13 protein-coding genes are annotated in these 11,495 nt (G+C 51.0%); 1 reads left to right on the forward strand and 12 read right to left on the reverse strand.

All coding sequences use genetic code 11. The annotated features are described in order from the left end of the window. Window positions 1-52: 52 nt before the first annotated feature. From AC2215_RS22820 to AC2215_RS22860, 9 genes are all read right to left on the reverse strand, one after another. Window positions 53-847, reverse strand: a complete 795-nt coding sequence (locus AC2215_RS22820; protein ID WP_486812320.1) for an endonuclease/exonuclease/phosphatase family protein — start codon at window positions 845-847, stop codon at window positions 53-55. Window positions 848-909: 62 nt separating this feature from the next. Then, entirely contained in the window at window positions 910-1,857 is a 948-nt protein-coding gene (gene mdh, locus AC2215_RS22825; RefSeq protein ID WP_486812331.1) for a malate dehydrogenase, read from the reverse strand. A gap of 219 nt (window positions 1,858-2,076) precedes the next feature. After that, window positions 2,077-2,307 carry an NAD(P)H-quinone oxidoreductase subunit O gene (ndhO, locus tag AC2215_RS22830; RefSeq protein ID WP_486812321.1) on the reverse strand — a complete coding sequence of 77 codons (231 nt, stop codon included), beginning with the start codon at window positions 2,305-2,307 and terminating at the stop codon, window positions 2,077-2,079. Between the two features lie 126 nt (window positions 2,308-2,433). Beyond that, on the reverse strand, window positions 2,434-3,336 hold the full coding sequence (locus tag AC2215_RS22835; RefSeq protein WP_486812322.1) for a DNA-formamidopyrimidine glycosylase: 903 nt from the start codon (window positions 3,334-3,336) through the stop codon (window positions 2,434-2,436). A gap of 84 nt (window positions 3,337-3,420) precedes the next feature. Next, complete coding sequence (locus tag AC2215_RS22840; RefSeq protein ID WP_486812323.1) at window positions 3,421-3,633, reverse strand: photosystem I reaction center subunit IV; 213 nt, start codon at window positions 3,631-3,633, stop codon at window positions 3,421-3,423. A gap of 141 nt (window positions 3,634-3,774) precedes the next feature. Further along, on the reverse strand, window positions 3,775-4,410 hold the full coding sequence (locus tag AC2215_RS22845; RefSeq protein ID WP_486812324.1) for a DUF6391 domain-containing protein: 636 nt from the start codon (window positions 4,408-4,410) through the stop codon (window positions 3,775-3,777). Window positions 4,411-5,268: 858 nt separating this feature from the next. Then, window positions 5,269-6,117, reverse strand: coding sequence for a TrmH family RNA methyltransferase (locus AC2215_RS22850; RefSeq protein WP_486812332.1), 849 nt, complete (start codon window positions 6,115-6,117; stop codon window positions 5,269-5,271). Further along, window positions 6,117-6,830, reverse strand: a complete 714-nt coding sequence (locus tag AC2215_RS22855) for a TIGR00266 family protein (RefSeq protein ID WP_486812325.1) — start codon at window positions 6,828-6,830, stop codon at window positions 6,117-6,119. Before AC2215_RS22855 ends, AC2215_RS22850 begins: the two co-directional genes overlap by 1 nt. A 240-nt stretch (window positions 6,831-7,070) precedes the next feature. After that, window positions 7,071-7,520 (reverse strand): hypothetical protein, encoded by a 450-nt coding sequence (locus AC2215_RS22860; protein WP_486812326.1) that lies wholly within the window; start codon window positions 7,518-7,520, stop codon window positions 7,071-7,073. Between the two features lie 517 nt (window positions 7,521-8,037). Between AC2215_RS22860 and AC2215_RS22865 the strand changes: the two genes are divergently transcribed. Next, window positions 8,038-9,816 (forward strand): DUF2330 domain-containing protein, encoded by a 1,779-nt coding sequence (locus tag AC2215_RS22865; protein ID WP_486812327.1) that lies wholly within the window; start codon window positions 8,038-8,040, stop codon window positions 9,814-9,816. A 22-nt stretch (window positions 9,817-9,838) separates the two neighbouring features. Here the strand turns inward: AC2215_RS22865 and AC2215_RS22870 are convergent, their stop codons facing one another. The 3 genes from AC2215_RS22870 to AC2215_RS22880 all read right to left on the reverse strand — a co-directional run. Then, window positions 9,839-10,315 (reverse strand): hypothetical protein, encoded by a 477-nt coding sequence (locus AC2215_RS22870; protein ID WP_486812328.1) that lies wholly within the window; start codon window positions 10,313-10,315, stop codon window positions 9,839-9,841. Between the two features lie 21 nt (window positions 10,316-10,336). Continuing rightward, complete coding sequence (locus AC2215_RS22875) at window positions 10,337-10,882, reverse strand: GNAT family N-acetyltransferase (RefSeq protein WP_486812329.1); 546 nt, start codon at window positions 10,880-10,882, stop codon at window positions 10,337-10,339. Between the two features lie 154 nt (window positions 10,883-11,036). Beyond that, the coding region (locus tag AC2215_RS22880) for a PstS family phosphate ABC transporter substrate-binding protein (protein WP_486812330.1) at window positions 11,037-11,495 on the reverse strand (459 nt) is incomplete at its 5' end.

An 11,495-nucleotide genomic window follows, 5' to 3' on the forward strand; every position in this document is an offset into this window, starting at 1 on the left:
GGGTGTGGGGTGCAGGGTGTAGGGTGTGGGGGTAGAGTTTCCGGTAGGGTTATTACTTAAACTCCTCGAGTTCGGCCGCAATCCCAAAATGGTCGGAGGGATAAAGAGTTCGATCGCCCTTTTCGGGTTGCGTGAGAATCAATTGGCAATCTCGAACTCCCAGGTGCGGGCTGATAAAGATATAGTCTAACGTTCCCCGCCACGGTTGCAAGGTTCGATTGGCTTTCAGGTTCAGTAGAGTTTGGTATAGGGTTCGCTTCCACCCCCGACGGGCCAGAGGGGTCGGGCAAGTATACTCGGGTTCGCAGCCGTGATGGGTGGCATAGGCAGACGCAAAGTGCTCCCGCATCAGAGCAATAGCAGGTGTTTCGGGGGTTCCGTTAAAATCTCCCACCGCCACAACGGGCATTTCTGGGGGCAATTCCCCCAACCAGTCGAGCAGCAACTGAATCTGTTTCACTCGTTCGGGTGTCGGCCCCGGATGCCAGAAATAATGCCCGTTGCAAAAGGTGATGGGTCGATGGTTGACTTCAATTTGAACCCGTTGGGCGAATCGTCCTTGAGTTTGCAAATCGAGGGTTTCCGCACGAGTAAAGGGATGGCGGCTGAGAATGGCCGCCCCGTAGTTGGGAATTTTCAACCCCTTAGGCTTATGGTAGGGAACCAAATGAACGTAGGGCATCTGGAGTTCCTGGGCCAGCCACGTACTGGTATCTTCAGGCAACCGCACTTCCTGGATGCCGATAATATCCGCTTGTTCGGCAGCCAAACCCTCGGCGAGCAAGTGCCGTCGCGCTTCCCAGGTTTCGAGATCGAACAGAATATTAATCGTAACGACTTTTAGCACGTTTGGATTTTGCTCCCCTTTCTCCCCCTGCTCCCCCTGCTCACAATCACCGATATCCGCGCTTAACGTAAAATATCCTTGGCTTCCTTCACCCCATACCGTACCGTCTCCGCGGCATCGTAAAGTGCATCTCGCTCGGAATCCGTCAGTTTTAATTCCACGATTTCCTCAACCCCGTGGCAACCCAATCGGCAATTCACGCCTAAAAACAAATCTTTGATGCCATACTCGCCGTCGAGATATACGGCCGCACTCACCGATCGAAACTGGTCTTGCAACACCGACTCTACCATCAAACAAGCGGCAGAAGCTGGGGCAAAGAACGCACCTCCCGTCTTCATCAACTGCACCACTTCCGCACCCCCGTTGCGAGTGCGTTCCACCAAACGCTCGATCGTCGCACCATCCATCAACTCGGTAATCGGCACGCCACCGACGGTACAGTAGCGGGGCAGGGGAACCATTTTATTGCCGTGATTTCCCAGAACCACCGTGCGCACGTCTTGGGCGGAAACCCCGAGTTCCAGGGAAATAAAAGTTTGCAAGCGAGAACCGTCGAGAACTCCCGCCATACCCATCACCCGCTGGGGGGGCAGTCCGGAGGCTTGCCACGCAACGTAAGCCATCACGTCGAGGGGATTGGTGACGATGATAACGATCGCGTTGGGAGAATGCTCGATCGCCGCTTTTGTGGCGTTGGCGACAATCGGAGCGTTAATTTTGAGCAAATCCGATCGATCCATCCCCGGTAGGCGGGGACGACCGGCCGTAATCACCACCACGTCTGAGTTGGCGGTATCGGCGTAATCGTTGGTTCCGATAACGCGGCGATGATGGCGTTCTAAACCGGATGCTTCGGTTAAATCGAGAGCTAATCCTTGGGGCCATCCTTCGACGATATCGAGCAAAACGACGTCGGCCAGATTTCTCTGGAGGATGCAATGGGCGAGGGTGCTGCCCACTTTCCCCGCCCCGATAACGGACACGCGAGGATTGGCACGGGAGGACATAGCGGAAGGGATAGACACGGTACTGGAGGGGAATTAGGGATCTGGGGCGAGTACAGACGCTCGAAGGGTCGCAGATTCATCTTGTCGTCTCGATTATTAGTGCGATACCCGAGGAACGACCGACAATCGAATGGGGAATCGAACGGGGGACTCGATCGAGACAGATTTGTCGAAATCCAACCGAGGGAATTCAACGCAAACATTGATTTTGGATGGGGCTTACTCGAACGCTTCGAGTTGATCGAGACGCAACCAAATATTCGGGGTAGGAACCAAACCGAACTTAATCAAAGCGTAGTCGCCTTGGGTTTCGAGGATTTCGCCCTTGGTTTCAAAAATGTAGGGAGGAAAGCGGGTATCGCTGGCAGTTGCCTCGACGCTACTTTCTAATTTTTCGCGCACAACGCGCACGAGGGAACCTTTTTTTAAACCTTTGGCTTTGGGGGGCATGGGCGATCTCAGATGATAGGTGGAAAGGGTGAAATCTTGACCGGTGGATTGCCGGGTTCGCTGGCTCCATATAGAAAGCGATCGAACGCTAGCGATGTTACCATTTTATCTTTTGAGCGTTCAACCTCATTCTGGATCGGGTTGGCAGCTCGGACAAAAATGGGTCGATCGCCCTCCAAGCTTAATTCGGGCGATCGGGGTTTGGCAAACGCGACAGGGCTGCCCCGTCCGACCGTAGACCCAGGCAACACCCCCGTAGTTGCCGTTGATACCCTGCACGTTGAGGAAATCGCTAAATGTGGTTCCTCCGACAGCGATCGAATCTCGCAACACCCGAATTAACTGGGTGCGAATGCTCTCAATTTGTCCTTCATCTAACTGACAGCAGAGTGCCGTTGGGGGAATGCCGCTCAGAAAAAGGGTTTCGTCAGCATAAATATTGCCCACCCCTGCCACGATGGCTTGATCGAGGAGGGCGGTTTTAATCGGTCGCCGTCGTTTGTAGAGGGTGGCGGCGAAGTAGTCTGGGGAAAATTCTTCGGAAAAGGGTTCGGGTCCGAGCTTGCCCAATCCCGTCATAATGCTGGCGGGGTCGGTAGAATCGGGTATCCACCACATTTTGCCAAAGGTGCGCTGGTCGACAAAGCGCAATTCTCGATCGTCGGCAAAAAACAGGCGCACTCGGGCGTGCTTTTGCAGGGGGTCGTCTCGATGACACCACAGCAGTTGACCGGTCATCCGCAAGTGAACGCCCAACCAACCTGCAGCGTGTTGAGGTGAGGTGTCCGCTAGTGAGAGATTTGGGGATGAGGGGTTTGGGGATTTCTCAACTAATCGAGCCAGGAGATATTTACCCCGACGATGCCATTGCTCGATCGCGCGTCGAGTCAATCCATCGAGAAAATCAGCCACGAAAACTGGGTGGGCGATCGTACTGTCTCGCAATACCTCTCCACCCAGAATTTCTTGCGCCAGGGTGACTCGATTGAGCCCCTGGCAAACGGTTTCGACTTCAGGAAGTTCGGGCACTAGAAACTAAACTCGGCAATTGAAGCGGGCAAAAACACCAGAATGGCTGGGTTTCGATCGATCGATTGCCTGTTGTAACATTTGTTAACCGACTTCTTGCAACTCGCTTTCTGCATAGTTGTTGGTATTCACGCCACCAGCACTGCCGCTGAAACCGTTATAGTTGACTTTGTCAAAACGCACGATGACAGGATAGCGGATACCGCTCTTGTCAATGGAAGCAACGGTTCCAACTTCCCGATACCAGTAGGATTCTTTGCGCAGAATGCGGACTTTAGAACCACGTTTAAGAGCCATTAATTATTCTCCCTTAAATTGTGTGATGAATGCTTGAATTTTTGACACTTCACGGCTGAAAAGACCGCGAACATTATTCTTCAGGGTACTACTTCGGGTGAGTTCTCCGCCGATTCAAGACTTTAAGTTTTATTGCAAGTTTTAGGGAGTATCGCTCCAACCGACGCGAACGAAATGCGCCGAACGCCCCCACATATCTCGGGTTAGACGAATTTCTTCGAGTTCGAGGTTGAAGGGAATCGCAGTGGTAACGTATCGCTGAACCACCAAACCCAAGTCGGGGGCAATTCCCGATGCGGTGGCTGCGGCCAATCCCAACCCCATCAGTTGTTCGAGGGGAGATTTGGGCAAGAGTTGATTGAACCCGAGGGTTAACCCCACCCCCAGCAGCATGGCAACGGAGAGATTCGTACCGCAGCGTGGATGGACGGCTAAGTCCCATTGCCCATTTTTCAAACGGTTTAAGGCGGTTTGCACGGCGCGTCGCAACTCCCCGGTCTTGACGGGTCCGTAGAGATAAAATCCCGTATCGGTGGACATTCCACCCAGAGATTCGTTATCCGGGGGAGTCGAACCGGACTCTAGGCTACCTTTCCCGAGGCCCGATTCGCTCAGAACCCAGACGGTAGCGTGTTCGAGGGCGTGGACTTGGCGGATGGCGAGCAGTTCTCGCAAACCGGGCACAAATCCGAGTTCGGCTAAAATCGCGGAGTCCTGAGTCGCATCCGGGGCAAATCCAAAGGGTTCCCAGGAATGCGGTGAAGTTTCAGTCGTCATGTCAGAGCGTTCGTTTTAGTATTTAACGTCAGTTTGGGATAAGACAATTTCTGCTTTGGGTGGGGTGTGGGGTGTAGGGTGTGGGAAACTCGGTTCCAAGTCGCTAACTCGAATTACCTAAACCCACATCGCTTTTCCTCCACCTAGCCCCCCTGCGAACCGAATGAGGGACGACTCTAGAGTCGGCACGATCGCCTGCAGCTTAACCCGCGCCTGAGGTTATCTAAGACTTTAGGATGGGCGATCGCGGGTTGTATAGCCATCGCAGCAAAAGTTAAGACAAGTTTTGTGTCTCGTGCTGTGTTTTTTGCCCTGACTGGACTCGGATTGGATGAAAGCTAAAACGAACGTTCGATCGACTTTTCCCATCGATCGCCGCAAAAACGTTTGGAGTCAACTCAAAAATTATCGAAACCGGAGAATAAAGCCGGGACACCCAACCCGATTTTTTGGGGATGCCCCAGCAGCGTACAGTTGAGAACCTTATCTATCTTCGACGCTTCAGTCATAGCTGAGTTCCGTCAGAAGAGTAGCCCTCACACCACCTGACGATTCAAATTTTATCGGATGACTTTCAAATCGTGTGACTTTTTGTGCCACTTCTGGCAACGTCACGGAAAACTGAGGTCGCGCCTTCCTTTCAAGGTTTTTGAGTCAGGAGTATTTGATTGACACACCGGATGCGGAGACAAGGGAGACAAGGGAGACAAGGGAGAGGGAGTTAAGCGTTGCAACTGACCCATTGTTAATTACGCGGTGTGCGCTCTTTTTGCGCGCTATGGTGAGCGAGTAGACTTATCCCCCTTTTGCCCTTCCCCCCGTGCGAGAGGATTTTGGAGAATTAAGTTGCACATGGCGTTAATTGTCAATTGTCAATTGTCCATTGCCCCTTCCTCCCAAAACCGATCGCTGTCGGTAGGCTTCGTAAACCATCAGTGCTGTCGCAACGGCAACGTTCAGGGATTCGACTCCCGGAGCTAGGGGGATGCGAACCTGCTGCTGTGCTAGCGCCACCAATTCGCTAGAGAGTCCGGCACCCTCGTTCCCGAGTAAAATCAACGTGGGACGGCACCAGTCAACCTGCCAATAATTTTGCTCTCCCCCCGCACAGGCGGCCACCACTTGGATTTGCTGCTGCTGACATTCCCGCACCAGGGTTGCTAAGTCCGGGCTGACGGCCATCGGTAGCCGGAACCAGGCACCCACGGACGCGCGCAAGACTTTGGGGTGGTCGAAATCGACGCTATCGGCGCTCGCCCACAATCGGTCAACCCCCGCAGCCGTAGCTGTCCGGACGATGGTACCTAGGTTTCCGGGGTCTTGCAGGGTTTCGAGTGCCAGTCCGATGCCGGAAAAAGGCAATGCGGGAGATGGATTCAACCGACGGGGGGCAGTAGCGACGACTCCTTCGGGATGGACGGTGGTAGAAATGGCTTTGAGGACTTCTGGGGTCACCTCGACGGTTCGTTGGCCGTGCTGGCTTGCCTGCTGCCACAGTTCGGGATGATTTTGGGCCCATCGGGCGGTATGGCAAACGCAAACGAGGGGGTACTCGCTCTCGCAAGCCGCTTCGAGGGTATGGGTTCCTTCGATCAGAAAAAGTTGTTGCTGGTGTCGGTGTTTGGCTTGGTGCAGCTTGCGGATTTTTTTGACGAGGGGGTTTTGGGTACTGGCAATGGGAAGGCTTGCCTCTGGATGCGATCGCATCACGAATTATCCTCCCCAATTTGAAACTGAGGCATGGCCGCAAATCGATCGACCAATCGCGAGAAGGGCAGACTTTGCAAGTACACAACCCCCGGTCCGCGCACCTCGGCAAGAAATAAACCTTCCCCACCAAACAAGGCGTTGCGGAAACCGCCGACAAACTTGATGTCGTAATTCACCGATGGAGAAAATCCCACCAGGCAGCCGGTATCCACGCGCAAAGCATCTCCCGGTTCGAGGACTTTTTCGATAATCGCCCCCCCAGCTTGGACGAAGGCGAGTCCGTCTCCGCGCAGCTTTTGCAGGATGAAACCCTCGCCGCCGAAGAAACCCGCCCCCAGACGGCGAGTAAAGGCAACGCTAATCTCGGTGCCGCTGGCCGCACACAGGAAGGCATCCTTTTGACACAAAAATTCTCCCCCCAACTGCCCTAAATCGAGGGGAATAATTTGACCGGGGGCGGTGGAGGCAAACCCCACTCGGGCTTTGCGCCGTCCGCCGTTGGCGAAGGTGGTAATGAAGAAGCTCTCCCCCGTCAGCATTCGCTTGAAGCCGGCAAACAACCCGCCCCCCATGGAAGTTTGCATCTGGATGCCGTCTTCCATGTAGGCCATCGTGCCCACTTCGGCTTGCACGCCTTCCCCAGGATCGAGTTCGACTTCAACGAGTTGGAGGTCGTTTCCGTAGATTTGATAATCGATGACATCTGCCATTGAGACTGCTCCGGTTTTTGAGAGGGGCAATGGCAAGTCTAATATATTTAACTCTAATAATTCTCTAGTTTTGCTAATGTGCTCGATCGGGGGCGATTCGCGCGATCTCACGGCCTAAAACGCGATCGAACTCTCTAGCGGCGGATATCGAGGAAGTAGGGGCAACCCTGCTATCGAACGGAAACCAAACCAACTCCAAATCTCTCGATTGCTAACAGTGGAGGGTGTTCGGGAAAAGAATTAACGATGGGTGCGGGCAATGTTTTCTAAGGTTTCAAGGAGGTCGACCGGCGTGACTCGATCGGCCCAGGCTTTGAACTCGAACACTTGGACATCGGGATCGATGGTGTTGTACTGACCGCGGATAGCAAACGCAATACAATCCCATTGCAGCGATTGTCCTTGTTTGGCGAGTCGAATCGAGTAGGAAATGTTGGGGTTGGTTTTACTTCTGCAACTATTAATTTGCGGTGTTTTCGAACCGATGTGGGTGACTTTTAAGCCCTCGAAAATTTGGGCTTTTAGGTTGCCGATCAACTGCTGCATGAATGCCGTTGCCAGAGGCACCGTTGTTGTGGTTTCGATCGTCGAAGGAGTTTCTCGATCTGTGGGATTTGTCGGGGTTGTCGGGGTTGTTGGGGTTTCGAGAAAGGTCGCTCTTTGAGCGATCAGTTTTTGATACCGATACATTGCCAATTTTATTTACTTACAGAGGTTCTCGTTGATAAACTAGACAGCAGGTTACTGTGGATTGTTTTTCTACTGAATCCGGCTGTCGATCTCACGCAAGAGCATATCAGCTTATGGGATCTGATGTATCAGCCAAATGGCCGATCTTTATGAAAAAAATCAGCTCGTTCAAGCCATTTTTATCTTAAATTTGTCGAAAATATTGTTGACATAATAGACTCGATATGTTGGCAGATTTAATCTATCAGAGGGTGGGCGAGAGTCGTAAATTTTTTGAGTGTTTCATCAAACGAGAAGCCAGACAGAGTCGGCATATGAGCAATATATATCCCATCGAAACAAGACTCATATCATCGCTTCTGTCTCGGAAACCGACGTTGGGGATCGCCACGAAGAGTTGACAGCTGTACCCAATATTCAAGCTGGATCGTTTGAGGATAAATAGAGTGATTCCTCATCTATATTGAAAAAATTTAGAATCTTCTGACATAACGAGTATTTTTAATAAAACAAGCCAATGAATTCCATAAGATATAAATATATTTTTATTTTTGGTCTCTCGTTATTTCTCGTTTTCCGATCGGTGTCTGAGGTTAGTGGTTTTTGTGGCTTTTTTGTCGCGAAAGCCGATGTAATGCTCTCTAATTCGTCATCGCAGGTGGTCATTGCTCGAGACGGGAATCGCAGTCTTTTTATGATGGCGAACGATTACCAAGGGGATGTCAAAGAATTTGCTCGCATCGTTCCCATTCCCGTTATTCCCACCCGAGAACAAGTAAGAATTGGGAACCCAGAAATTATCGATCGCTTAGACACTTATACCGCACCTCGATTGGTTCAGTATGTCGATGATACCGATCGATTTTTACAGCAAGAATTACAACCGTATCTTTGGACGGGTTTAGTAACGATCGTCTTGATGGGTTTTGTTTCTGTAATTATTTGGAGCATTCGCCATCAAAAAAATATAATTTTGGTATTATGTGGTCTTTTACTATTGTCAGGAATTGTAATAGTTATCGCCCTTCCGTCTTTCTTAAATCAAGCCTCGAAAGCGGGTGGAGGCGCGAGTTTTGGTCAAAATAGTGCGGGTAGCGTCATCGTTGAAGATCGATTTACCCTCGGAGAATACGACATCGTTCTCCTTAGTGCGGGGCAATCCGATGCCTTAATCGATTGGTTGAGCACCAACGATTATCAAGCTCCCGAATCGGCGCGATCTATGTTTCAAGATTATATTGACAATGACATGAAATTTTTTGTCGTTCGAGTCAATCTTGAAGCGTTTAAAAAAGAAGGATACGGACTCCTACGACCGATTATTTTAGACTACGAATCCCCGAATTTTATGCTTCCCATTCGTTTGGGGACTCTCAATTCGACTGGAGACCAAGATTTAATCGTTCATATCCTATCCCCCGATCGATTTGCCGAAGTAGCCAACTACCGAACCACTTTGATTCCCACAGATACCACTTCAACTTTGAGACAACCTTCTGGGGACGAACTGCCGGCATTTATTCGGGGAGAATTTAGCAATTTTTACGATTCGATGTTTCAGAACGTTTACGAAAACGAAGGCAAAAATGTTGCATTTCTCGAATATGCCGGCTCTTTATTTATTGACGAGCGCGGTCTGGGAAAATGCGATCCTTGCACGTTACCGCCCACAGAACTCATTGAATTGCGCGAATTACTCAAAAGCGAACAACTGGAAAACTTTACGTTTGTGACTCGCCTGCACGTTCGCTATTCAGAAGAAACCTTTCCCGAAGATTTGATTTTCCAGGAAATCAGCCAGGATGACTTACAGGAAAATGTTCGAAACGCGGGGAAGTTTTTCTGGAATCGAGCGGGTGTCGTCTTTCAAGGACGATATGTGATTCGCCGACCGGAAAATGACGATTTTGCCCTCGCGAAATGGCGATATCGGAGTCGCTGGGAAAATCGACAATTGAAGAATTTAGTCGATTTAACGGGATGGCAGCCAGAAGAGATTTCAAGCAAAATGAAGGTGCATCGCCAAAATGTCGATCGCGCTTTACAGTACTACCGTCGGGGTCAAAAACTCGCCCGAGCCGGTCAGTGGCAGGACGCTTTGATAGAATACAACGATGCGATCGATCTAGATGGGAGTAATCCCGGCATTTGGCTCGATCGAGGTTTTGCTTTATGGGAACTCGATCGTCGTGCAGAAGCGATCGAAGCCGTCGATCGAGCCGCAGCACTCGATGGCAGTAATTGGGAAGCGATCGCCGCTGGCAATGCTTTTCGCCAAGAGTTAAATCGCAACTGAGGGGTTGTATTAATCGCTATCGTTAGAATCGACTCAATTGTCGCAATTGCCAATACTCGCGAACTTCCCAAACTCCTCCGATAAGAAATAATATCGCTAACGGGTAAGCTAACCAATTGTTATTTTGCTCGATCTTGAGAGAATTTCGAGCGTCATCTTGGAGAAACCCTTCAATTCGATCGACCCTTTGCTGTTGAACGATCTGACCAAAAGCGATCTGGTGAACACTGGTGAAATAAATTCGATCGGTGTTCGTCAACAGAACTACCCGGTAATTCGCCTTTTTGCGATCTAGGGTTGCCCCTTGAAGGTGTCCGGCTTTAATGGGAGTCGTGCGTTGGCGAAATACCCCCGACTCCGTCAGTTCGCACGCCACTGCTCGATGGATTCTGGCGCGAGCGCACTTTAAGGTTTGCACGCCGCCAAAAAGATGGAGCGTCAAGAATCCCGCAAAAATCAGACCGACACCATTGAAAAGACGAGGTTTTGAGCTAGACATCGATCGTTATTATCCCCGTCGTTATACCTGCTGAGTAGAATTTGACGCAGGCGAAAACACCATCGAATACACGATCCCTTCCAACCCCGAATGAGCGTGAACGGCTCGTCCTCGGTTTGCCATCCCCAGCTTCTGCGCCAGATTCAAACTGGGAAGATTCTGGTCACTGGCATAGGTGCGCACTTCGCCAATTCCAGAAACACGCAGGGTCTCTAACAAACCTTGCATCGCTTCGAAGGCGTAACCGTGACGGCGTTCTGAGGGATTGATGCTCCAGTAACATTCCACCACATCGGTTTCGTAGGGGGAAAAGCCGCAAGACCCCACGTATCGATTGGTATGCGCGAGGGCAATCGCGTAAGCATGGACGGGATTTTCCGAATCGTACGCCGATATAACGTAATTAAACAGGTCGGTAGCCCCGGATTCGGTTTTTTGAGCATCCTCGAAGGCTAAGTACTGGGTCGAGGCTTCATCGAGCATAAATTCGAGGTACGCGGGTAAATCTGATGGCTCAAACCGCCGTACCACCAGCCGTGGAGTGCGAATCGGAAGTGCAATAGTCATGGAATCTGTGACGCGGAGATGTTGCCAGAAGCGGACGAGGCAGGGGGAAGATTGGATGTTCGAGGACGATCGGTTTTTCTATCACCTTTTAGGATTGCTATGGAGAAATTATGCACTGGCTTCATCTAAAACTCGATTCTCAAACTGACAGTATTCAGCGAATGGGGATGAAACCCGCCTCTTGAATGAGCTGCTGTCCTTCATCGGTGAGTAGCAGCGTGTAATAGGCAACCCCGGCTTGCTTATCCACACTGTTATCTTGGCGAGTCACCAGAAAGAGTCGCCGGACGATGGGATACTCGTTGTTGCGAAAGGCTTCTACGTTGATGCGGTTGTGTTCTTCTCGATCGCAATTGTCCGGCGAAACGGGGGGTTGTTGGTAGGGAGAAACAGCCGAGCTTTGGGCATTGCGGCGCAGGGGTAGGGTTTTGATGCTGCACTGCGTCACCAGTTGGGAGGCGGTTCCGAAAAAAATTCCGCCTTTGTTTTCGCTGAGTTGGCGGATGGCGAGGGTGGGGGTTTCGACTTCGATGGTTCGATCGCTAAATTTAGTTTTTCCTAAAACATAGGATTGAAAAAATTCGATCGTGCCACTATCTTTCGCTCGGGTGTA

It is taken from the genome of Zarconia sp. (assembly GCF_057467645.1).